The following is a 22,678-nucleotide window of genomic DNA, read 5'->3' as shown; positions in this document are numbered from 1 at the left end:
CTACATGGAAGTCACGCCTTTCCTGCAACGGAAGAATGGTGCCGAAATCCATGGAGACCTATCAGAATGAAGTTGTATTTCATGCCCGCCGCTTGCTCGCTTTCTCCCCATATCGTCGCAAACGAGCTGGGTCTCGACGTCGAATTCATCAAGGTCGATCAGAATGATCGCACAACGGATCAGGGGAAGAACTTCTACAACATCAACCCGCATGGCTATATTCCGGCGCTGGAGCTTGAAGACGGCAACGTGCTGCGGGAAGGTCCCGTCATCGTTCAATATCTTGCAGACCAGAAGCCCGAGGCGGGCCTTGCGCCGGCGAATGGAACCTTTGCGCGCTACAGGCTGCAGGAGATGCTGAGCTTTCTTTCGACCGAAATCCACAAGGGCTTCATCCCGCTCCTTTATGCGCGTCAGGCTGGTGACTATATCGAGACGGCAAGGCCGAAGCTGGAGAAACGCTTCGCGTGGATCAACGAGCATCTTGCGGACAAGGATTTTCTGATGGGGGACAGGTTCACGGTCGCTGATGCTTATCTGTTTGCCCTGGCGGGTTGGGGGCAGGCCCCATGGTTGAAATCATATTACAATGCGCCAATCCACTTCGATCACCTGCATAACCTGCAAGCCTGGTACAGCCGCGTGAAGGGGCGCGAGGCGGTTCAAAAATCCATTCTTCAGGAAGGCCTGGAATTGCACTGACAGAGTGGGTGTCTGGCCTTCACATATCCGGAAACAGCTCCTGGGTCAGGAGCGATCGCCGGCCCGCCTCAAGCAGACGAGCCGGCAATTTTATATCTACAGAATGTCAGACTGCCAGAACCGATACAGCTCCGCGACATTGCTGCTGGTCATGAGCGGCATTGCGGCCTTGAGCCTTTCCGCCGGCCACTCCCACCATTTCATCTCCAGCAGGCGGGCAATGTCATCGTCATCAAACCGCTTGCGAATGGTTCTGGCGGGGTTGCCGCCGACGATCGCGTAAGGTTCGACATTCTTCGTCACCAGCGCCCGGGTTCCGATGACGGCGCCATCGCCGATCTTGATGCCGGGCATGATGATCGCTTCCGAACCTATCCAGACATCATTGCCGATGACGGTGTCGCCCGCCGGCAGATAGCCATTCTCGGCTTCCTCGAATTCCGGCACCTCCGGCATGAAGAAGAACGGGAAGGTGCTGATCCACTCGTTCCGATGGCCCTGATTGCCCGCCATGATGAAGGCGGCGCCTGAACCGATTGAGCAGAAGCTTCCGATCACCAGCCTGTCCGCACCCTCATCCGGCAGCAGATAACGGGCGCAATCTTCAAAGCTGTGGCCGTGATAATAGCCGGAATAATAGCTGTATTTACCGACGACAAGGTTCGGGTTCTTTACCTGCCTGTCGAGCGTGATGCCCCGGAAGGGGCTTTCGAAATAATTTTCCATCGAGTTAGTCTCACTGCATGTGTTCGCATTCGCCTGCCTTCAGGCAAGCCGACGCCAAGCGTGAAGCCGGCCGGCTTCCCGCTCGATGCTCCTCGCGCTGCGGCGGGAGCTAGATGCAGGTGATACTCGAGGTTTTTATCATCCGGTGTGATTAGCGCAAAAAGCCTCGAAGGCCAAGCCATGCTGACCGGCAGTGTGCGGGAAATCGCCTGGCGCTCGTCACCAAACTTGGAGCTGTTTGACCTATCGCACAGACGAAGCACGCGCGATGCCACAGAGTACCTCCGTAACGTCATGTCATCCCCGCCGTGACAATTGTCCGTCTCGGGTGAATCGACGGGATGGGAATATAAAGCGAATTTCAGAGAGTGTTCGGGCGGGAATTCCGGCAATGATCACAAAGGCGACGACATGGCAGAAGGGGATGCGCATTCTGTGCGCTCTTGCCCTGTTCGCCATCGGTTTCGCCCATCGCGTGCCGGTGACAGAAGCCGGTTTCGCCGCAACTGAAATCTCCGCCTATATGCTGCCTGATGGCAGCCTGCCGGATCTTTGCCACATTTTCGATCACGACGATGGCCAGTCCCACCCCGACCGGCACGCCGTTGTTCCCCTCTGCGAGGTTTGCCGGATCGTGGCCGGCATCCTGCTGCCGCAACCGGCCGATATGACCGGCAGGCCGCTCCTCATCGAGACCGGTGAAGGTTTCGTGGCGGATACGGCCGCGTTCAGGCCATCCGTTCTTCTGATGAGCGCCGCGCCGCGCGCACCACCTCTTTCCGCCTGACCGCATGAAAGGCGTGTCCCTGCGACAGCCCTGAGGTCCTGCGGGCCGGCAGATGGGTTTCTCTCCTTCCCTCCCCGATGCCGCCCCAAAGGCCGGCCATGGCAGCCGTTTTTCCGGAACGGTGCCGGATTTCCGGCTCTTCCGCCACGTTGATCGGCGGGGCGCCGGGATCGGACGGGCTGGCAGGCGACACGCACTTTCCGGCTGGCACTTGCTGGCGTGCTCCTTGCATCTCCGGCATAGGCCAATATTGCCGCAAAAGGCCTGCGGGACCGGGAAGTGACGATCCCTCGACACTGGTTCTGATGGCGATGCACGACCTCAATCTCGCGGCGCGACACGCGCCACGTCCGGAAAACCGCTTCTGAAACCTGCGGGTTCAGGCGCGCAGATACACCTCGACATTGCGAAGCGATGCGCGCAGCGTTTCCACCTCCCGCTCGTCCATCAGGCTGAAGGCGGTCGATAGCGCATCGGCCGTGGCCGCATCGTCGGCAACCACCGAGACCCGCGCATAACGGCGCGCGCTGAGGCCCGTTCGCGGATCGAGGATATGACTGAAATTGCCGGCGCGGTCGAACTGGAACCCGGCGCCCGCCGAGGTCGCCACGGCACGGTCGGTGATGTCGAGAACCATGTCAGGAAGGGTGGCATCTTCCGATTGCGCAAGACCGATGCGCCACGGCGCGCCTCGCGCATTATTGCCGATGGCGCGATTTTCGCCCATATCCACCAGGCTGCTGGTCACACCCGCATCCCGCAACAGGGCAACGATGCGGTCAGTAATATAGCCCTGGGCAATACCGTTCAGCGTCAGCGCCATGCCGCGCTGCCCCAGTGCAATACGGTTCGCGTCGAAACTTACCTTGTCGAAGCCCACCAGCGCCAATGCCTTTCTCATATCCCGTGCGGATGGGCCGGCGGGATCGGCACCGTCGCTCGAAAAATGCCGGGCATGCAGCAGCCAGAGCGGCTGTATCGTCGGATCGAAACGTCCGTCCCCAAGCCCGTGGAAGCTGCGGCACAATTCCAGCAGCTCCACCATTTCGGAGGGCGGCGCGGCAAGGGCACCGGTGCGATTAAGCTCACTCAGCGCCGATTCCGGCCGAAACAGGCTGAAAATACTCTCGAGGTGCGCCACCTCGACCACCACCCTGCGCAGGAGGCGCTCCGCCTCTGCAGGGTTTTGATGATTGAGCACAAGCGTTGCCGGCGCGCCGAGTGCCTGTCCCCGCCAGACAACGGGGGAGACTGAGGCAAAACCCCTGTCAGGTAAAAGCGGCAGGCCCGCAAAGGCAGCCATGAGCGTGATGAAGCGGCGGCGGCCTGGTTTGTTATCCATGATCATGCGCCCCTTCCGCGGCCGGATCGTCCGCCGCCTCGCCACCGGCGCCAAGAATGTAATTCTCGGGCAGATCGTTGAATTTAACGACTTCGCCGCCGTTCTTGCCGACGAATTGCCTTGCTGCCGCCTCTTCGGAAAAGGGCACGGCTTCCTCCGCGCCCATGCCGCCGCGCAGGGAACTGCCGATCACGAAGAAGGCCTTGCGCGCGTCGATCCAGTTTTCCGCGCCGGGCTTTTCCCAGCTTGCTGCCTTGCCCATGTCGGACACGTAAATCGCCGCGATCTCCTTCGGTTCGTCCGGCAGCATGGTGAAGGCCACCGTGTCCCGGGCTGAAGAGAACCATATGGCTTCCGGTATCTGGCGCAGGATGATCTGCCCCTTCGGCCCGGCATGTTCCAGCACGTTCATGCCGCAATATCGCCCCATGGCCTCGGCGGTGAGCGAAAAGGGCGGCGGCGTTTCCGCCTGCTGCTCATTTTCGCAGGCGGCAAGCAGCAGCGAAGCCACAAGAACAAGGGCAAAACGGACCGTTTTCATACGTCCCTCCTTGAGAAAAACAGCGAAGCTAGGCCGAGCGGAACAACCGTCCAGGCGCAAAGGGCGGCAAGCAGCACGCCACCGGTGAGAATGGAGTTTTTGGCAAGCCCGCCCATGCCGGAAAGGGCCGCCGCCCCGCCGCTGCCGAGATTGAGGAGCCGATAGGCATCCGTCGGATTGGCGAGCAGCAGGAAATCCAGCAATCCGCCGGGCAGCGAACGGCCCTGCGCCGCCACCAGCCCGCCAAGCAGGGCCATGTCGTAGATCAGCACGAAGAACAGCCAGATGCCGATCGTCACGCCGCCGGCCGTGCTGCGCTCCGAAGATAGCGCACTGACGAGATAACCGATGGCGACGAAGACCGCGCCGAGCAGCACGGACGATGCCGTCATGGAAATAAACGACAGCCAGCCCTCAAGGCCGGTCGCGCCGCCCATCAGCGCCAGCGCAAGCGCCGCCGTGCCATATCCGCAGGTGGTGGCGAAGCAGAGGATGGCGATGTGGCCGAGAAATTTGCCCAGAACGATCTGGCTGCGCCCCACCGGATAGGCGAGCAGCAGCAGCATGGTGCCACGCTCCACCTCACCCACGATGGCATCGTGGGAAATCAGCAGCGCGATCAGCGGCACAAGGAAGATCGTCAGGCTGGAGAGGCTGACGATGACCACATCCACGCGGCTGGCGCCGACATTGCCGGTCGGCGCGCTGCCGAGAAACGTCAGCGTCAGGGCGAGCATTGCCAGCAGCAATGTCGTGGCCAGCACCCAGCGATTGCGCATGCCTTCGCGAATTTCCTTTCCCGCAATGATCAGGATGTTGCTCACGACGCGGCCTCCTGGCTGTTCAGGAAATGGGCATAGAGATCATCGAGCGTCGGCTCGATGAGGCTCAGGGCTTCGATACCGGCAGCAGCCGCAGTGAGGCGGTGCAGCAGCGGCAGCCTTGCGGCATGCGCCACCTCCGTCTCGTAAGCGCCGTCTCCGGTCGGGGTCCATTGCGCCGCGGGATCGGCAGGTGCTGCGGCTCCGCCCCCGCCAGTCGGGCGGATACGGATACGCGACGGCAGGCTGGCGATCCGTCTCAGATCATCCAGCGTGCCATCGGCAATGCGCACGCCACGATTGACGATGATGACGCGTCCGGCCCGATCCTCCAGTTCCCCCAGCGCATGCGACGACAGGAGGATCGTCGCGCCGCCTGCCCGCAATTCATCGACGAGGTTGTAGAAATTGCGCCGCAGGGCCGGGTCGAGGCCGCTGGTCGGTTCATCGAGCAGCAGAACCCTTGGTGCGCCGAGCAATGCCTGGGCAAGGCCAAGCCTCTGCCGCATGCCCTTGGAATAGGTACGAATGGGCCGGTCGGCGGCCACGGCGGCAAGGCCGACACGCTCGAACAGGCTGTCGGCGGATTGCATGGGCACCCGCTTGAGACGGGCGTAGAAGGCAAGCGTTTCCCGCCCCGTCAGCGCCAGGTGGAAAGACACGCTTTCCGGCAGGTAACCAAGCGCCTGACGCACGGCGAAATCGCCATTCGCCGGGTTCTCGCCCAGCACCTCCACATGCCCCGACGTCGGGCGAATAAGCCCGAGCAGCAATTTGATCAGCGTGGTTTTTCCGGCGCCATTGTGGCCGACCAGAGCTACGGTCTCCCCTTCATGAAGGTTAAAGCTCAGTTCGCGCAGGGCATTGACCTTGCCGCCATAGGTCTTGGTCACATCGTGAACGCTTACGGTCGTGCTCATGAGCGTGGCTCCCTGGGAGGCTGCGGCGGCGACATCAAGGGATGACTGTCGGTGACCCCGCCCGGCAAAAGGGCTGGAAACCGCGCCTGCGCCCAGCGCACCACCTGCACGGCGGGGCTGCTGGTCAGCACCCGCGCCTGCGGCGCGGTCCACAGCACGCGGTCAATCAGATCATTCGGGCGATAGGGATTGTCGGCTATGCCGTCACCATCCAGATCGAAAGCGGGGTTGTCGCTCCAGTAATTGCCGCGCCCCTTTTCCGACCAGTCGACATAACGCGTGCCGACATATTTGACCTGGTTGCGATTGGCGATGAAGGCATTGCCGCTCATCATGTTGCCTTCCGAACCGGCGGTGAAATGAATGCCGATATCGCAACCTTCGAAACGGTTGTCGCGCAGGCGGTTGCGGTTGGCATTGTAGATGAAGACGCATTTTTCCGGGCCGGGTCGCATTCCCGAGGTATCCGCGGCAGTCTCGTCATCGGCGGCCGGCACACCATGTTCCTGCGAGCGGATGCCGCGTTCGCTCCAGCGCGATGCGGGCTGCATATGGCCGCGCACCGTATTGCCGGTGACGGTGGAACTGTTGGCGTAATTCAAAAGCAGGCCGTGGTCCCGGTCGCCATCGGAGACGTTTCCAGTGATCTTCAGGCGGCTGGAAAACATGATGGCGTATCCCACCGAATTGCCGCTGGAGACATTATCGCTGATCTCGCTGTCGTTGGTGTACATGTAGTGGATGGCAAATCGCAGATTGCTGAACCGGTTACCGCTGAACACGTTGCGTTTGCTGGCATTGGTGGCGATGCCGTCGCGCCCGAAGCTGATGTCGTTGCCGGTGACGCGTGCGCCGGGCGCGTTCCACAGGGTCACGCCGTTGCCGGTTTCGCTTAAACGGCCTTCACCAGTACCGATAATGACATTGTTGCGCGCGATGGAATCGTCTGCGCCATGCAGATAGACGCCATACAGATTTCCTTCAAAGCGGCTGTTTTCAACAATCGCCCGTTTGGCGGTGCGGGCGACGAAGACGCCCGAATTCATGTCTTCCAGCGAACCGCCCGAGCCGGATACGATAATGCCGCTGAAGATCACGTCTTCGGCGGTGATGGTGACGACACTGCCCTGACCGGCGCCGCGAATGGCCGCACCCGGCTCGCCGCGCAGCGTAATGGACGTGCCAATGATCACAGGCCCGGAAAAATCGCCGCTTTCCAGCACCAGTTCGTCGCCCGTCTGTGCACGGTCGATGGCTTGTTGAAGTATAGGGGTCGCGGCAGCGGAAAGGCGGATGGTTTCAGCACCCGCCAGGCCGGGAATGGCGGCGACAATCGCCACCATCCCCCATCTCGCCGCATCTTTTGGATGCCTCATGCCTTTTTCGGCTCCACCAGCATGCGGCCCTTCATTTCCATGTGCATGGCATGGCAGAACCACGAGCAATAATACCACCACACACCGGGCTTATCGGCCTTGAAGGTGACGGATGCCGTGGCCTGCGGCGCCACTTCCATGTTGATGCCGTAATTGATGATCGAGAAGCCATGGGTCAGGTCTTCCACCTCATCGATATTGGTGACGTAGACGGTCACCTCATCACCCTGCTTGACGGTGAAGCTTTCCAGACCGAAAGCGGGCGCCGCCGAGGTCATGTAGACGCGAACCTTGTCGCCGTCACGAATGACTTCGGAATCGATCAGCAGATCGACATTGTCGGCCTTCGCCTGGGCGACCGCATCGGCAAAGAAGCTGTCGTCGCGGCTCCAGATGCTGACCGGGTTGATCTTGGAATTATGGACGATGGTGGCGTCATGCGGCTCGGCAAAGGTGGGGTTGTCGTGAACCAGCACCATCTCGTCGCCGGAAATATCGATCAGCTGATCGTTTTCCGGTTTCAGCGGACCGACGTTCAAATACCGGTCCTTCGAGAACTTGTTGAGCGAGATCAGCCATTTGCCGTCCGCATCCTTGGTCTGGCCCATGGATGTGTGGTTGTGGCCGGGCTGGTACTGCACATCGAGCTTCTGGCGGACCGGATTGACCTTCTCGCCCTTGTAGGCGCGTTTGGCATCCTCAAGGTTCCACTTGCAGATCTGGCTGTCGATGAACAGCGTCGTGTAGCAATTGCCGCGACCGTCATAGGCCGTGTGAAGCGGCCCAAGACCGAGTTCGGGTTCGGCAACCACGGTATCACGCGGCTTGATCTTGTCGGCGAAAAGGTCGTCGAACAGCCGGACGTCGAAGACGGTGACCGTCGGCGACAGCTTGCCATTGGCAACGACGTGGATACCATCCGGCGCGGTGTTCATGCCGTGGGGGCCGTTGGACACCGGGATGTAGCGGGTGAATGGCGACCCATGGCGACCATCCACAACCGGCACACCGCCCATTTCCTTGAATTCGCCCTTGGCGACGGCTTCCTCGATGCGCTTCAGGTTGAAGACGACGATCCAGTCCTGATCCTTCGCCATCATTTCCTCAAGGTTCACGCCCTCTTCGGAATTGTAGCAGGTGGCGAAGGCATATTTGCCCTGATAGTCGGCATCGACATTGTCGAGATTGCCGTCGACCATGACCTGCCAGGCAACCTTCATCGTGTCGCCGTCAATGGCCGAGAAAATCGCGTGATACTGCTTGTGATCATCGAGAACCGAACCGTCATTGGGGATCGGCACGCGGTCCTCACCATTGGCGAAAACATAACCGGTGCGCGGATATTTCTGCACGCGCAGGCCGTGAACGGTGTGCTGGTTGGGCAGCTGGATGATCTTGTCGCATTTCATCACGTCGAGGCGAATGCGGCAGACGCGGGTATTGGCCTTGTCATTGGCGAAGAGATAACGGCCATCATAGGTGCCTTCCGTAAAGGATGGATGCGGGTGGTGCAGGTCACCGTTGAGGTAGATGTCGCCCTTGTCCTTCAGATATTCCTTCGTTTCAGGCAGCAGCCCTTCCGTCAGGATCTTGCGGCTTTCATTCGTCTGGCCCCAGCCCGTGGCGCTATCGCGGTTAAAGACCGGAATACGCATCAGTTCACGCATCGACGGCAGGCCGAGAATGCGCAGTTCACCGCTATGGCCGCCTGAGAAAAAGACGTAATATTCGTCCAGTTCACCGGGCTTGACCTCGAAGGCCTGTCCGCCTGCGGCGAGCGCCGGCGCCGCCGTGATGCTGGAAACCGCCAGCGCGCCGCCGACCGTCGCCGCGCCCGCCACCGCGGCAACCGCCGTGGAGCCGAGAAGCTGGCGCCTGCTGAGGCCAGTTTCGATATTTCGATCCGACATGTCTTCTCTCCTTTGATGGTGGCTCAGGCCTGTTCGCCAGCCACTCCTTCATCTGTGCCGATCGGTTTGCCCTTGTGGGTAACCACGGTTTTCGGACGCTCTTTTCCCTTTTCCGGAGGGGTGGAGAGCGCCACGAATTTTTCCCGCTTCAGCCGCACCTGAATCATGTGCGGACAGCGGTGGTCGTCCTGGTAAAGCTCCTGGCAATGCATGCAGTAGATGCACTCGTTGACGTTGATCTGCCCTTCGGGGTGGATCGACTGCACGGGACATTCCTTGGCGCAGCGCTGGCAGGGCGAGCCGCATTCCGGCCAGCGTTTCAGCCATTCGAACATGCGCAGGCGACCGGGAATGGCGAGTGCTGCGCCGAGTGGGCAGAGATACCGGCAGTAGAAACGTTCGATGAAAAGACCGGCGGCGAGCAGCGTCAGCGCAAAGATCACGAAGGGCCATTCGCGGGCGAATTTCAGGATGATCGCCGTCTTGAAGGGTTCGATCTCGGCAAAGGTCTCCGCCAGTGCCAGCGAATAAAGCGACAGGCCGAAGAGGCCGAGGAAGATGATGTATTTGACGGGCCAGAGGCGCTCATGCAGGCCCCATGGCAGCTTGACCTGCGGCACCTTCAGCCATTTCGCGACGCCGTTGGTCAGTTCCTGAAGCGCACCGAAGGGGCAGAGCCAGCCGCAGAAGGGCCCGCGCCCCCAGAACAGCAGACCCGCTGCAACCGCTGCCCAGAGAATGAAGATCAACGGCGCGGACAGGAAGAAATCCCAGTGGAAACCGGAGATCAGCGCATTGATGAAAGTCAGGACATTGACCACCGAAAGCTGCGCATTGGCATACCAGCCGAGCCAGACCAGCGCGAAAAGCAGATAGCCGCGCCTGATCCAGCCGAACAGCCTGGGCCGTTTGACCAGCCAGTCCTGAAAGAAAAAGATGGCGGTGAGAACCAGCAGCCCGGCAAAGGTTATGGCGACCGAGACGCGGTTCATTTCCCAGATGCTGACCCAGAGCGGCGCGTTTTCGAGATCGAACGGCACATCTGCCGGCGTCGTTGCTGCGGCTGCCGGTGGGGCCACGGGTGGGGCTGCCGGCGTCTCGATGCTGACGTAGCCGGCGGGCAGCGTGTAGCCGAGATCGTATGGCATCGTCGCCTTGTCGCGCACACCCGTGGTGCGCTGTACCAGCAACTGTAACTCCCAAGGTTCCGTCACGTCGAAGGCAAAGCTGTCAGGGATCACGTAAAGGGCGATTTCACGCAGATGCGGCGCGCCCTCGGCGGCGATCTGCGTCAGCCGCGTGTGATCCCGATCGCGGAAGCGAATGCCCTGCCCGTCCTGAAGCAGCTCGATACGGTCGAAAATACCGCCTCGTACATAACCCGACCCCTTGAACGAATAGGCGCCGTCACCCGCCACGAGAATGGCGGACTGACCCGGCTTCAGGCGTTTTACCAGCCTTCCGTAACCTTCTTCACCCAGCAGGCTGCGGCCGATGGCGGGAACGCTGACCGGAGCGACGTAGAGATCGATGAACGGGTCCTGCGGATTGGGCGCTTCGGGTGTCCGGGCCGCATCCGGCTGGCCGGCCTTTGCAAAGGCATCCGAGACTTCACCGACACTGAGGCGCAGGGCGCGAATGGAACCATCGCCGAGCAGCGTCTGCCAGTCGGAAACCTCCTGTTTCGAAACATCGAGTTTTTTGACCGGCTGCGGCGACGCAGCCGCGACTGCAGCACTTGTGCCATCTCCCAGCCTGCCGCTGCGAATGAGTTTGACCGCCGAGCGGACGACGCTGTCGCCCATTACAAGAACGGTCACCGTCGCGCCGCTGACGATATCGACCTGTGGCGGGCGTTCCGCACCGGTAGCGACCTTGGCCAGATCGCGACCGATCACCGAATTCAGCGCAGCCACCACCCGGGTTTCCGGTATGCCGATCAGCACGATCGGCTCCTTGTGATCGACAAGCTTCAGACCACGCACGACGCCGGCCCTGTCAATGCCGACCACGATGTGAATCGGTTTTCCAGAATAGCCGGTCGAATTGGTGAAATCCGAGTTGAGGTAAGCGTAACCGGCGATATCACTGCCCTTGTAGACGGGCACGATGGCAGGCTCCCCCACCGGCTCGCCGAAGCGGTCGGCCGCGGCAAACAGCTCCGCCGGCTGAACCTTGGTGAGATAATCGACAAGACTGCCGGCAGCGAAGGCCTGGCCTGCGAGGGTGAAAAGCGCGATCAGAAAAGAAAGAAAAACAGCCAGACCTTGTTTCCCGATATGAGTATTTTTCGGCATTGGGCATTCCATCGGGGTGCGACACGACGTTCACTCCCACGCTCGGCCATGTCGCATCGGTCGGGCCTCGGTGGGTTGAATGCAAAATAGTCGCGCCGCCGGATGCCTCATTGATCCAGAACAAATACCGCGTTGTTTGATGTGGCAGTGTGGGACAAGGATTTTGAAGAGAAACCCATGTCTAGACTGAATGCCGAACCGCCCGTTCTGACGACGATGCACGCCGTGCTGGAAACCGCAGCCCGCATGGAACAGGAAGCAATCGATGGCTATGTCGCCCTCAGACAACGAATGCTGGATGAAAACCAGCCGGCGCTTGCCGCCGTTTTCGAACGGCTGATTGCCGAGGAGGAAACCCATCTGCGTCAGGTCGGCGTATGGGCTGCCGAGACGGTGCCGACCGACACCGCGGCCACCATCGCCGCCCCGGACCTTTCACCCATGTTCGATGCCGAAGGCGCCGATATGGTGCCGCCAGAAACGCTCGACGCCTACCGCGCTTTTTCGGCCGCCGTCAGGAACGAGGAACGGGCATTTGTGTTCTGGAGCTACGTTGCCGCCCAGGCGCCCAGCGCCGACGTGCGGCAGGCGGCGGAAAAAATGGCGCGCGAGGAACTCGGCCATGTCGCGACGATGCGCCGGGAAAGGCGGCAGGCGTTTCATGCCGCAAGGGTCGCCGCACCACCGGGAGACACGCCGGATATTCTCGGGCTGGAGGAGCATTTTTTAAAACTCCTCACAGCTGTGGCAGAATGGCAGGACGATCAGACCTCAAGGGCATTTATCGAGGAAACGCAGGCGCGGATCAGGTCCATCCCCGGCCTCACATTTCGTCGCAAGCCACGATTGTCCGGGCAACTGGATCTGGTGCTTGGTCAGCCGGTTACGCTTTGCGGCATCCTGCTCGACTATTATCTCGACGGGATGAACTGCGAAAAATCCGAACCGGCTCTGGATTTCTGCGCTACCGCCGCGTCGCAGCTCGTCCGTTGCCTCACCTTCCTGCGCAGCCTCGCTTCCGCGGCTTGATGACGTTCAGCGCCCGTCGCGAACAGGCGGCAGAAGCACTCGAAACTTCACCTGCATTGTGCAACCGGATGCGATTGACCACGACAAGCCGCTGGGCGAGATAGCCCTGCCGAAACCGCCATGTGAAAGTGAAATCCCTGGCGGATTTTCAGGCGATCGGTGCTCACGCGATAATCTCCAGCAGGTTAACTTCCCGTTTTGACGCGATGCACTAAAATAAGCGGATTCTGATATTGGATTCGCCGCACCCGGTTATCATGGCTTGCGGCAAGCACACGGCGCCATCATGCGACTTAGCACCATCACGAACCTGGCCTATGCCGTGACCCTCGTGCTCACGACGGTATCGGCGACCACATTCATTCTGTCAGCCAGAAGCGCTTCTCAAGAACGGGTGGCCATCCAGGATCACCTCCAGTTGAATGATCTTGCCGAGGAACTGGCGCTCATTGCGGACGAGCGTACCGAGGAGGCGCGTCTTTACGTCATGCGCGGCGACGAGCAGCACCTGGCGAAATTCTACGTCGACGACGATCAGGAAAAGCACCTCGAAAACGCCCTGGATAAGCTCTCCGCGCTCGGTGTTTCGCCGGAAGAGGCAGGCTCATTTCAGGAGATCCGCAAGAGCGCTGACGCGCTGGACAGGATGGAGCGTGAGGCCATCAGCCTCTATCGATCCGGCCGCCAGAACGATGCACAGCAGATCCTGTTCGGCGATGAGCATTATCGGCTGCATGCGGGGCTTATAAACACCGTCGCTGGTTTGAGAGAGGGTATCGCGGCCCGCTCACAGGCAACGGTTGACCAGGCAAAAAGCCGGAGCGATTTCTATGGATCGATCGCCAAGGCGATGCTTGCGCTCACCGCCCTGATGTTTGTGGCCGTGCTTTATTTCGTCCTGACCAGACGTGTTGCCGCGCCGCTTATCCGGATGAGCAATATCGTTACGCGCCTTGCCAGGCAGGACTACAGTATCGATGTGCCCGACGAGGGGCGTCGTGACGAAATCGGCGACATGAACCAGGCCATACGCATCTTCCGCAGCAACGGCCTTGAGCGGGACCGGCTTGACGCGGAGCACCGCAAGAACCAGCGCATAAAGGACCTGATCCTGCAAATGATGCACCGGATTCAGGCATGTCAAAATCAGGATGAATTGTCCGACGTCGTTTCGAAATTCATGCCGCAGATTTTCCCCGCCATCGCCGGGCGCCTGCTTGTCATCAAAGAACACAGCTCGGTTCTCCAATCGACGGGGCAGTGGTCCAATCCGTCGTTTTCCGCTCCGGAGTTTTCGATCGACGATTGCTGGGCGCTCCGGCGCGGGCGTCCCCATGCCAGTAACCCTGATGGAGACGACGTAGCCTGCCATCACATCAAGGGCAGCGTCGGAACAGGCTTGTGTATACCACTCACGGCACTGGGTGACACCGTTGGCCTGTTATATCTTGAAATTCCGCAGGGTAACGAGACACTGGAGACCGAGAGACTATATCTGGAACTCCTCGCCGAGAATGTCGGCCTTGCCGTCGCAAATCTCCAGCTTCGGCAGCGACTGGTCGGCATGGCGAGACAGGACGCCCTGACGGGTCTCCTGAACCGCCGGTCTCTTGATGAGGAACTGAACAGGCATATTGAGAAGCCAAGCCAAAATCTCGCGTGCCTGATGCTCGACATAGACCATTTCAAGCGCTTCAATGACCGCTTTGGCCATGACGCCGGAGATGCAGTGATGCAATATGTTGCCCAGGTCCTGTCAGAAGCGATCGGTGGTCTGGGTGAATTATTCCGTTTTGGCGGCGAGGAATTCACCGTGCTCATGCCGGCTGCCGGTGTTGAAGATGCGATCAAGGTGGCGGAGAAACTGCGGCACGCCGTCGAGCGCGCGCCTTTCACCTACCGAGGTCGCCTGCTTGACCCAATCACCATATCGATCGGTATCGCGACATCACCGGATGCGGGGACCGTCAGCAGCGTGTTGGAACGCGCGGACGCCGCGCTTCTGAACGCCAAGCAGACAGGCCGAAACCGGTGGGTTTCATCGGACGAACTATAAACTAAAGAGCCTCCAACCCGTTAGGCTGGAGGCTCCTGTCTGCTATTCAAAGCCGGTCATTTCCGATAGGCGAGACCGCCCCAAATCCGCCCTTCATCCCGATGTCGACCGCCATGAACGGCACCGATATAGGCCGCGGCAGATGCCACAATGGCTGAAGCCGCCAGCAGGAATGCCGTGAGGATGCCTGCAACGCGTGCCTTCTCAGCCGCATCAGCTGCCTTTGTCTTGGCGTCGTCCAGTGCCTTCTGAGCCTGGGCCTTCATGTCATCGATCTGCTTTTGAGCTTCATCGACCTTTTTCTGCGCTTCGGTTCGCACGGCCTGAACGCGTTCAACCGTCTCGTTTACCCTTGCCTGCGCATCGGTCTGGCTGATGCCGGTGCGAGCCGCGATCTGATTTGTGAGCCAGGTTCTGTCTGCATCAGAAATCTCACCGGTCGTGAGCAGATTACCGAGAATGCCGCTGATCTGCCGCTGATAATCGCCAGCGGTTTGCTCACCCTGCGGCTGGGTGGCCTGCGCATCCGTTCGCAACAATGTATCGGTGAAGTAGTCGATGGGATTTGCCCTCATGCCCTGCGGAAGCATCTGCTCGATGCTGGGCGCTGCAGCCTGACCGGCACCTTGCGCGATACCGCCCGCGGCACTGCCGGCTCCCGAAATCAAGCCGCCTGCGACCTGACCGGCGCCTTGCACCACTCCGCCAACCGCCGATCCGGTGGCTTCAACTGCGGTTTGCGCCACACTTCCCACGGCTTTCGCTCCGCCGGACAGCACGCCGAGCGCAAGGAAAGCGGAGACGACCGTGCCGATCCCCCAGACCACCAGGCCATTGAGACCGTCTCGAACCGTCTGTTCGTTTCGATCAGCCTGACCGGCTGGACGACGCATACGGCCGGTGATGTAGCCGCCCAGCATGTAAGAACCGACCATGGAAATAATAACGAACAGGCCGGTTATGATCAGCCAGATCGAGCTGACCTCGCCGCCATCATCCACCGAGATTGAACTCAGACCCAATCCGCCGGCAAAGGTGGTTAGTACCGCCATGGCCCCAGACGCAATGACCGCGCCGGCGAAAATGGCAGGCCAGTCGACATAGCTGCGATTGGTTTCAGTACCGATTGAATCGACCATTAGCGTAACCCCAGCAGTGAAAGAATGAACAAGACGATTACGACGAGCCCGACGAGATAGATGATAGAGTTCATAGGGTATCCCCTCCGAAAGGACGATAAATCCTCCGCGTAGCGGTTGATTATGTGCTGGTGACAGGTGCGAGCTGATTGCTCTACAGACCAAACTCGCAGCACCTGAAAAAGTTTCACGACGGCAGGTTCGGATAAAGAAAACCCCGCCGAAGCGGGGTCTGTTGGTTACCAGTTCTGACGACCATACCAGTCGTCAACGTCCTTCTTTGTACGATCCTTCTCGTAACCGTAACGTTCCTGGAGCTTGCCTTCGAGCTGCTCGCGCTTGCCGTTGATGACGTCAAGGTCGTCGTCGGTGAGTTTGCCCCACTGCTCCTTGACCTTACCCTTCATCTGCTTCCAGTTACCTTCGACACGATTCCAATCCATTTAGGCCTCCCTTTGCTTTGTGGTTACACCATGTAAATGACCGCACATCGCAGAGGTTCCGAAATAGATCACCAGCGCGACATTTCAATCGCGGAATATGTGGGCAGGCAGTCTGAGCAGATGTGTGAATAGCGGGACGACGCACCAGAGATTGACCACAGCCGAACAGGGAAGAGACCCCGGCTGCCTTGCCTAGTCGCCAGCGCCCGATACGGCGGCGGCCAGCGCCCTGATTGCCGACGCGTGGGCTGGTGTTCGCGCTCGTGAAAGCAGGACGATGTCGGAGGGCGGCAGCGTAGGTAGTCCCAGCTCGGCACCCCTGTCGGGCAGCCCACGGGCGCTGATGTCGCCAAGCGGCGCGACGCCCGCCCCTGCAAGAAGTGCTTCATGCAACACCGAACAGCTTCCGGCCGTGAAGGCGTCACGCCATTCTACGCCTGCCCTTCCAAGCTCCGATACCGCGATCTCCCGGACTGCGCATTCAGACCCCAGTGAAACCAGCGGGACGGCGCCGTTTGCGCGCCGCCGCCAGTCCGGTGCGGCCCGCCATCCCATCCTGTCGGTGCGAAGGATTTCTCCCTCGGGGCCACCGCCATTGCGCCGGATAATGGCGGCGTCGGCCTGCCCGGACGCAAAACGATCCTTCGCGCGCCGCGAAAAGCCGATTTCCACCTCAATCACCGCATTGGCGGGCAGCGCCGCGCGCATCGCCCGTATGGCTGTCGAAAGACGGCTGCCAATCGCGTGGTCACTGGCGGCAAGGCTGAAATGCAGCGGGGTTTCATCGCTGAAAACAAGCGCTTCCTCGTGTTTGGCAAGTAGCTCGCGCGCCTTCGGCAGGAAGACCTGACCGTCCTCCGTGAGCCGCAGGTGGCGGGGCGAGCGGTCGATCAGCCTTCTGCCGATGCGCTGTTCCAGCAACTTCAGTTTCTGGCTGACGACAGGTTGCACGGTTCCCGCCGCCTCGGCCGCCTTTGTCAGGCTGCCGAGTTCGACGCAGAGAATGAACAGGCGAACGCTTTCGAGATCAATCATATGAAATCACTATGTATGGAATATTTATCATCATCTTCTCATTATGATGAAATTTGCGCAAGGTCATCCCGCAACAAGGAGATAGACCAATGCCCATGATCAAAGCCCGATACACCAGACCGCAGAACGGAAACGACCCAAAACAGGAGGTCGCGGCCTTGCTGTCTCGCCTCACGGCGGAAATCCTGCACAAGGATCCGGGCGTCACCGCAGTCCTCGTCGAAAGTGCTGATCCCGCCGACTGGATCATTGCCGGATCGAGTGTCGCAGACCAGAAGATCGGCACCTTTTATGTCGAGGTTTCGATTACCGACCACACCAATATCAAGGATGAAACGACCGAATGGGTCCGGCGCGTCTATGACGAAATGAATGCGCTGATTGGCCCGGTGCATGAGGCCAGCTATGTTCTGGTTCACGCCGTTGATGGCGACGCCTATGGTTATGGCGGGCAAACCCAGAATCAGCGATGGTCGCGCAGCCGCACGAATGTGAGAGGATGAAAGGATCACTTTGGATCAACGTGCCGAATGTTGTGCAACGCACAAATTTCGGAGGAATAGGCATGAAATTCGGATTTTTAGATACATATCATCCGGAAAAATTCGTCTAAAACTCTCCCAACTCAAGGAGAGACACCATGACGGACACGACATCAGAATTTGATGGGGCAACAATTGGCCTGGAGGCCGCCGAGGAACCCGCATGGACGGCTGCGACCTGGTTTGCGGTTCTTTCGATGGCGGCCACCAGCTTTGCGCTGGTATCGGCCGAATTCCTGCCAGCGGGATTGTTGACGCCCATGGCGCGCGATCTAGGCATCACCGAGGGAACCGCCGGGCAGGTCGTCACGGCGACAGCTTCCGTGGGCGCCGTGACGGCTTTGCTGAGCAATGTTCTCATCGGCAAACTGAACCGCAAGACCGTGCTTGTCGGTCTTAGCGCGCTGGCGATCGGCTCCAACATTCTCGCATCAGTTGCTGCCGATTTCTGGCTATTGCTGGTGGGCCGGGCCGGACTGGGTATCGCGCTCAGCGGCTTCTGGGCTCTTTCCGTTGCCGTCGTGGCGCGGCTCGTCGGCGCAAATTCCACCGGGCGCGGCATGGCCATCGTCACCCTCGGCGTTTCACTTGCCACCATCGCAGCACCCTCGATGGGCGCCTTGATCAGCGACTGGCTGGGATGGCGCATCGCCATGTCGATGACGGCGGGACTTGCCATCATTGCCATGCTGCTGCAGATCCTCAGCCTGCCGTCGCTGCCGGCAAGTACGAGCAACAGTCTTTCCGATGTTCTGCGGCTGACGCGGCGGCGCAGCGTTCAATTGGGGATGCTTGCGATCCTGCTGCTGATGACGGGGCATTTTGCCGGCTCGGTCTATGTGCGTCCGTTCCTCGAACAGGTGACGTTGCTTGAAACCACGCCGATTGCTCTTGCCCTGCTCGGCTTTGGCGTCGCGTCGGTGATCGGCAATGTGCTGGGCGGCCGAATGGCTGACACCAGTATCCGCCTTGCACTCATCGTCACCGCCGCCCTGATGGCATTTGCGACGATCGCCCTCGTTGTCTGGGGTGCTCATACCAGTGCCGCATTTGCACTCGTCGCCCTTTGGGGCCTTGCCTTCGGCATGGCGCCCGTGGTGCTGCCGACCAACCTTTCCCGTGGCGCACCCGACGCCCTGGAGGCAGCCGGCAGCCTGATGGTCGTTTCTTTTCAGGTGGCCATCAGTATCGGTGCGGTTTTCGGTGGTTACATCGTTGATTCCTATGGGGCTACTGCGCCATTGGCTCTCACAGCCATCCTCGCCGCATCCACGGTCGGTCTCGCTCTGCTGCAGCGTCCCGACTGATCATTCGGAGCCCGGAGCTGATCCAGAAATTGTGCTGGCGTTACATACGCCAGCACGCGCGTTTTTAACGCTTTCCTTCAAAAGAGTTTAAGACCGCTGGTGCGGGTTCATTCAAACGGCACCCGAAACGCTCAGCGGAAAACCAGAGGCGCTCCAATCACGCTTCGATTGGAAAGGCAAAACCGGCTTTAACCCGATCCATCACAACCATGGTCTTGAAGCCTTTAATGTCGTGGTTTTCATAAAAGAACCGGCGGGTGAAGGCCTCGTAATCCTCCATGTCCTTTGCCGTGATGACCAGGATGAAGTCGGCGTCGCCTGTCACATAATAGCCGATCATGACTTCCCGCGTGGCGCGAATGGCGGCCTTGAAGCGATCGACGATGTCCGCCCGCTCGCGCTCCAGCGACACCAGAACGATCATGGTGATGCCGCGCCCGACGGCTTTGGGTGAGATGATTGCCACATCCGCTTCAATCACCCCCTCCTCGCGCAGGCGCTTCAGCCGCCTTTGACATGCCGTGGGCGACAGGTTGACGATCTGCGCCAGTTCTTCCGATGTCAGGCGGTTGTTCTTCTGCACGGCGTCAAGCAGCGCCCTGTCGGCTCGATCTATGGTGGTCATGCAGAATTCCTGCGTCAATATGAGAAACTAAGCGCTATTCCTGCGTAACGACAGGAACAAACGCCGCCGCTCGATGATGCCGCGCCGTTAAGCTCCTTGCAAATAAAAAGGGAGCCTCCTCATGAAAGATATCGCCAGCGCGGCGCTAAAAAGTCTGCATCGGCCCGATCTGGTCGAGCATCGTGCCTTTCTTGATGGGGCATGGGTGGCGCGTGACGAGAAACTGAGCGTTATCGATCCGGCCACCGGCGACCACCTCGCCAGCGTGACATCCTGCTCGCTCGACGATGTCGATGTCGCAATCGATGCCGCCGGCAAGGCCTTTCTCGACTGGCGCGAACGGCTGCCCGTCGAACGGGGCGATATCCTGCGCGCGTGGAGCAGGTTGATGCGTGAAAACGCGGATGATCTCGCCACCATCATAACCGCCGAACAGGGTAAACCGCTTTCTGAATCCCTTGGCGAAATTTCCTATGCCGCCAATTTTCTCGACTGGTTCGCGAGCGAAGGCGAACGATCCTATGGTGAAACCATCCCGAGCCATTTGAAGGGCGGTAGCCTGTCCGTGCAGATGCAGCCAATCGGCGTTACCGTGGCAATCACCCCATGGAACTTCCCTTCCGCCATGATAACCCGCAAGGCCGGTGCCGCCCTTGCCGCCGGGTGCACCATGATCGTCAAACCGGCACCGGAAACGCCGCTCTCGGCTCTGGCTCTGGCAAAGCTTGCGGAAGAGGCGGGAATGCCATCAGGCGTTTTACAGGTGCTGCCCGGCGAAGCCGCCCCGCTGGCGCGCCGCCTTCTGGACCACACGGATGTTCGCGCATTTTCCTTCACCGGTTCGACGCAGGTCGGACGAATCCTCCTCGAACAATCGGCGGCAACGGTCAAAAAAGCATCGCTTGAGCTTGGTGGCCATGCGCCTTTCATCGTGTTCGAGGATACCAACCTGTCCCAGGCGGTCAAAGGCTGCCTCGGCGCCAAATTCGCCACATCGGGACAGGACTGCCTTGCGGCAAACCGCATCTACGTTCAACGCGCAGTTTACGAACGGTTCATCGACCAGTTTGCCAAAGCGACGTCCGAACTTGTGGTCGGCCACGGGCTTGAACCCGATATTGATATCGGCCCGATGACACGCGCTTCTGTCGCCGAGAAATGCCGTCAGCAGACCGCCCAGGCTCTGTCAGCCGGCGCACGTCTGGTCTGCGGCGGGCAGGATAGTCCTCTGGGCGGCAATTTTGTTACGCCAACGGTTCTTGCCGACGTTACCGACGACATGCTGATCGCCCGCGAGGAAACCTTCGGGCCGGTCGCCGCCATATTGCCGTTCGACGATGAGCAGGAGGTGATCCGCCGCGCCAACGCGACGGAAATGGGGCTCGCAGCCTATCTCTACACCAACGACCTCGGCCGCGCGATGCGTCTCACCAACCAGCTGGAATACGGCATGGTGGCCGTCAACACGCCGAAATTCACCGGCGCGCCTATTCCATTCGGCGGCTGGAAACAATCCGGGCTGGGCCGCGAGGGGTCGCGCCACGGTCTCCTGGAATATCTCGAACCCAAATATGTCTGCTTCGGCAATCTTGCTGCCTGAAAGGAATTTCTGTCATGACCATCGACATCAAACGTATCGCCGAAATGGATCGCAACGCAGTTCTGCACCCCTTTACGCAGCTGAAGGATTTCGCCAGCGGCAAGCTCGGCGAACCGACGATCGTTGAAACCGGCAAGGGCATTCGCATTCAGGACGCGCATGGCAAACAACTGATCGATGGTTTCGCCGGGCTTTATTGCGTCAATGTCGGATATGGCCGCACCGAGGTGGCCGAAGCTATTTCCCGTCAGGCCTATCGCCTTGCCTATTACCATTCCTACGCCGCCCACACGACCGACGAACTGGCAATCCTTTCTGACCGGCTGGTGAAAATGGCGCCAGGCAGGATGAGCAAGGTCTTTTATGGCATGTCCGGTTCGGATGCCAACGAGACCCAGGCAAAGCTTGTCTGGTATTACAGCAACCTGCGCGGCAAGCCGGAAAAGAAGAAGATCATCTCGCGCGAGCGCGGATATCACGGCTGCAGCGTCGTCTCCGGCTCCATGACCGGCATGAGCTTCTATCACGACCATATGGACCTGCCGCGTGCGGGCATTCTGCACACCGGCGCTCCCCATCATTATTGGGGCGCGGAAGCAGGTGAAACCGAACTCGAATTTTCAAAACGGCGCGCCGACGAGCTCGAGGCCCTTATCCTTCGGGAAAATCCCGATACGATTGGCGCCTTCATTGCCGAACCGGTGCTCGGTACCGGCGGCATCACACCGCCGCCGGAAGGTTACTGGGCGGCGATACAGACTGTCCTCAGGAAGTACGACATCCTGCTGATCGCCGATGAAGTGATCACCGGTTTCGGGCGTACCGGCTCCATGTTCGGCTCGCAGCATTATGGCATCGAACCGGATCTGATTACCGTCGCCAAGGGCCTGACCTCCGCCTATTTCCCGCTCTCCGGCGCAATCGTCGGCGAGAAGGTTTACAAGGTGATGGAGGAAGGCGCTGATCGCGTCGGTGCCTTCTCCCACGGCTATACCTATTCGGGCCATCCAATCGGTGCGGCAGCGGCAAATGCCGTGCTCGACATCGTGGAAAAGGAAGACCTGCCGGGCAATGCACGGGCCGTCGGCAGCTACTTCCAGGAACAGCTCAAGGCGAAGTTTGCCCAGCTGCCAATCGTCGGTGAAGTGCGCGGTGTAGGCCTGATGGGCGCAATCGAATTTGTCGCCGATCGTGACAGGAAAACCCGCTTTGCCCCCGGTCTTGCGGTCGGCGCGCGCGTTTCCAAGGCGGCGCGCAACGGCGGTCTCATCGCCCGTGCCATGCCGCATGGCGATATTCTGGGTTTTGCGCCGCCACTCGTCACGACGAAAGCAGAGGTGGACGAGATCATCGCCATCGCCGAAGCTGCTGTTCGCAGCGTCATGGATGAACTGGTACAGGCGGGCGAAAAAATCTGAGGATCCGCGCCATCCCGCTTCCGCCATCAATGCCTGTTTGAGCGGCAACAGCGTGACGATTG

Annotated in this window: 20 protein-coding genes; 8 read left to right on the top strand and 12 right to left on the bottom strand. The window is 60.0% G+C overall.

Annotation, left to right across the window (positions count from 1 at the left end):
- The first annotated feature begins 66 nt into the window (after window positions 1-66).
- Complete coding sequence (gstA, locus tag EXN68_RS17375; protein WP_142842052.1) at window positions 67-702, top strand: glutathione transferase GstA; 636 nt, start codon at window positions 67-69, stop codon at window positions 700-702.
- Between the two features lie 96 nt (window positions 703-798).
- Here gstA and catB read toward each other — a convergent pair whose 3' ends face one another.
- Complete coding sequence (catB, locus tag EXN68_RS17370) at window positions 799-1,428, bottom strand: type B chloramphenicol O-acetyltransferase (protein WP_142842051.1); 630 nt, start codon at window positions 1,426-1,428, stop codon at window positions 799-801.
- A 391-nt stretch (window positions 1,429-1,819) separates the two neighbouring features.
- Between catB and EXN68_RS17365 the strand changes: the two genes are divergently transcribed.
- Window positions 1,820-2,215, top strand: a complete 396-nt coding sequence (locus tag EXN68_RS17365) for a hypothetical protein (RefSeq protein WP_142842050.1) — start codon at window positions 1,820-1,822, stop codon at window positions 2,213-2,215.
- 379 nt (window positions 2,216-2,594) lie between these two features.
- Here the strand turns inward: EXN68_RS17365 and EXN68_RS17360 are convergent, their stop codons facing one another.
- The 7 genes from EXN68_RS17360 to EXN68_RS17330 are packed head-to-tail and all read right to left on the bottom strand — an operon-like array spanning window position 2,595 to window position 11,422.
- Window positions 2,595-3,557, bottom strand: a complete 963-nt coding sequence (locus EXN68_RS17360) for an FAD:protein FMN transferase (RefSeq protein WP_142842049.1) — start codon at window positions 3,555-3,557, stop codon at window positions 2,595-2,597.
- Complete coding sequence (locus tag EXN68_RS17355) at window positions 3,550-4,098, bottom strand: nitrous oxide reductase accessory protein NosL (RefSeq protein WP_137087952.1); 549 nt, start codon at window positions 4,096-4,098, stop codon at window positions 3,550-3,552. Before EXN68_RS17355 ends, EXN68_RS17360 begins: the two co-directional genes overlap by 8 nt.
- Window positions 4,095-4,922: an ABC transporter permease gene (locus tag EXN68_RS17350; RefSeq protein ID WP_142842048.1), complete on the bottom strand. Its 828-nt coding sequence runs from the start codon at window positions 4,920-4,922 to the stop codon at window positions 4,095-4,097. Before EXN68_RS17350 ends, EXN68_RS17355 begins: the two co-directional genes overlap by 4 nt.
- Window positions 4,919-5,839: an ABC transporter ATP-binding protein gene (locus tag EXN68_RS17345; protein WP_142842047.1), complete on the bottom strand. Its 921-nt coding sequence runs from the start codon at window positions 5,837-5,839 to the stop codon at window positions 4,919-4,921. The genes EXN68_RS17350 and EXN68_RS17345 overlap by 4 nt, the downstream gene beginning before the upstream one ends.
- Complete coding sequence (locus EXN68_RS17340; RefSeq protein ID WP_142842046.1) at window positions 5,836-7,215, bottom strand: nitrous oxide reductase family maturation protein NosD; 1,380 nt, start codon at window positions 7,213-7,215, stop codon at window positions 5,836-5,838. The genes EXN68_RS17345 and EXN68_RS17340 overlap by 4 nt, the downstream gene beginning before the upstream one ends.
- Window positions 7,212-9,125, bottom strand: a complete 1,914-nt coding sequence (gene nosZ, locus EXN68_RS17335) for a TAT-dependent nitrous-oxide reductase (protein WP_142842045.1) — start codon at window positions 9,123-9,125, stop codon at window positions 7,212-7,214. Before nosZ ends, EXN68_RS17340 begins: the two co-directional genes overlap by 4 nt.
- 23 nt (window positions 9,126-9,148) lie before the next feature.
- Complete coding sequence (locus EXN68_RS17330) at window positions 9,149-11,422, bottom strand: NosR/NirI family protein (protein ID WP_142842044.1); 2,274 nt, start codon at window positions 11,420-11,422, stop codon at window positions 9,149-9,151.
- Window positions 11,423-11,599: 177 nt separating this feature from the next.
- On the opposite strand from EXN68_RS17330, the gene EXN68_RS17325 reads away from it, so the two are divergent.
- Both EXN68_RS17325 and EXN68_RS17320 read left to right on the top strand, forming a co-directional pair.
- Window positions 11,600-12,451, top strand: a complete 852-nt coding sequence (locus EXN68_RS17325) for a ferritin-like domain-containing protein (protein ID WP_237681424.1) — start codon at window positions 11,600-11,602, stop codon at window positions 12,449-12,451.
- A gap of 286 nt (window positions 12,452-12,737) precedes the next feature.
- Window positions 12,738-14,507 carry a diguanylate cyclase gene (locus tag EXN68_RS17320; RefSeq protein ID WP_142842043.1) on the top strand — a complete coding sequence of 590 codons (1,770 nt, stop codon included), beginning with the start codon at window positions 12,738-12,740 and terminating at the stop codon, window positions 14,505-14,507.
- Window positions 14,508-14,563: 56 nt separating this feature from the next.
- On the opposite strand, the gene EXN68_RS17315 is transcribed toward EXN68_RS17320, so the two are convergent.
- The 3 genes from EXN68_RS17315 to EXN68_RS17300 all read right to left on the bottom strand — a co-directional run bounded on the left by EXN68_RS17315 (window position 14,564) and on the right by EXN68_RS17300 (window position 17,124).
- Window positions 14,564-15,646: a hypothetical protein gene (locus tag EXN68_RS17315; protein WP_142842042.1), complete on the bottom strand. Its 1,083-nt coding sequence runs from the start codon at window positions 15,644-15,646 to the stop codon at window positions 14,564-14,566.
- Window positions 15,647-15,885: 239 nt separating this feature from the next.
- Window positions 15,886-16,089 (bottom strand): CsbD family protein, encoded by a 204-nt coding sequence (locus EXN68_RS17305; protein WP_142842040.1) that lies wholly within the window; start codon window positions 16,087-16,089, stop codon window positions 15,886-15,888.
- A gap of 192 nt (window positions 16,090-16,281) precedes the next feature.
- Window positions 16,282-17,124 carry a LysR family transcriptional regulator gene (locus tag EXN68_RS17300; RefSeq protein WP_142842039.1) on the bottom strand — a complete coding sequence of 281 codons (843 nt, stop codon included), beginning with the start codon at window positions 17,122-17,124 and terminating at the stop codon, window positions 16,282-16,284.
- A gap of 89 nt (window positions 17,125-17,213) precedes the next feature.
- On the opposite strand from EXN68_RS17300, the gene EXN68_RS17295 reads away from it, so the two are divergent.
- Window positions 17,214-17,627 carry a tautomerase family protein gene (locus EXN68_RS17295; RefSeq protein ID WP_142842038.1) on the top strand — a complete coding sequence of 138 codons (414 nt, stop codon included), beginning with the start codon at window positions 17,214-17,216 and terminating at the stop codon, window positions 17,625-17,627.
- A gap of 137 nt (window positions 17,628-17,764) precedes the next feature.
- Window positions 17,765-18,973: an MFS transporter gene (locus EXN68_RS17290; RefSeq protein WP_142842037.1), complete on the top strand. Its 1,209-nt coding sequence runs from the start codon at window positions 17,765-17,767 to the stop codon at window positions 18,971-18,973.
- A 157-nt stretch (window positions 18,974-19,130) separates the two neighbouring features.
- On the opposite strand, the gene EXN68_RS17285 is transcribed toward EXN68_RS17290, so the two are convergent.
- Complete coding sequence (locus tag EXN68_RS17285; protein WP_142842036.1) at window positions 19,131-19,598, bottom strand: Lrp/AsnC family transcriptional regulator; 468 nt, start codon at window positions 19,596-19,598, stop codon at window positions 19,131-19,133.
- A 121-nt stretch (window positions 19,599-19,719) separates the two neighbouring features.
- Between EXN68_RS17285 and EXN68_RS17280 the strand changes: the two genes are divergently transcribed.
- Both EXN68_RS17280 and EXN68_RS17275 read left to right on the top strand, forming a co-directional pair.
- A complete protein-coding gene (locus tag EXN68_RS17280; protein WP_142842035.1) occupies window positions 19,720-21,198 on the top strand; it encodes an NAD-dependent succinate-semialdehyde dehydrogenase in 1,479 nt (492 codons plus the stop codon).
- 14 nt (window positions 21,199-21,212) lie between these two features.
- A complete protein-coding gene (locus EXN68_RS17275; protein WP_142842034.1) occupies window positions 21,213-22,616 on the top strand; it encodes an aspartate aminotransferase family protein in 1,404 nt (467 codons plus the stop codon).
- The last annotated feature ends 62 nt before the right edge of the window (window positions 22,617-22,678 follow it).

Source organism: Martinezella rhizogenes, assembly GCF_007002745.1.
GTDB classification, from domain to species: domain Bacteria; phylum Pseudomonadota; class Alphaproteobacteria; order Rhizobiales; family Rhizobiaceae; genus Agrobacterium; species Agrobacterium cucumeris.
Note: the sequence above shows the minus strand (reverse complement) of the source record. Positions and strands in the feature narration are given on the sequence as shown.